The organism is Bradyrhizobium sp. 18BD, from assembly GCF_054185225.1.
Genome location: NZ_JAVAYL010000254.1, coordinates 1 through 441, shown reverse-complemented (window position 1 = coordinate 441; position 441 = coordinate 1). Strand labels below are relative to the sequence as shown.

Annotated in this window: 1 protein-coding gene; it reads left to right on the top strand. The window is 69.2% G+C overall.

The features are described 5' to 3' along the window. On the top strand, positions 1–441 hold a 441-nt coding region (locus tag RAD16_RS41335; RefSeq protein ID WP_458163725.1), incomplete at both ends, for a hypothetical protein.

Sequence of the window (441 nt, the reverse complement as noted above, 5' to 3'; positions counted from 1 at the left end):
GGCAAGCCAAGCGATTTCGCGCCGCCTTATGAAGCCGTGCTGACACATGGCGAAGGCTCACTGCCCCTGACTCAGCTTCCGCCTCGCAGCGCGCTGGAACGGCGCGAGACGATGCGGACCTCGCTCGGCCTTGGCGGCCTGGCACTGCAGACGAGCGTGCGCAGCGCGCCGATCACGTCGCCCCTTCTCATCGCGATGTTGCTGCCGATTCTGATGTGGGCGGCGGCCGCGGGCATCGGCTGGTTCGTCGTTGACCGGTTGCTGATCCGGCCACTGCGCCGGCTGCGCACGAGCGTCGCCGCCTATGTACCCGGCGAGGAGATCGACCCGGCCGAAGTCCGCGCCCTCCCCGCACAGGAGATTCGGGAACTGGGCGACACGTTCCGCATGATCAGCCGGACGGTCGCCGAGCACGAGGCCGGCCTGGCCGAGGGCTTGGTG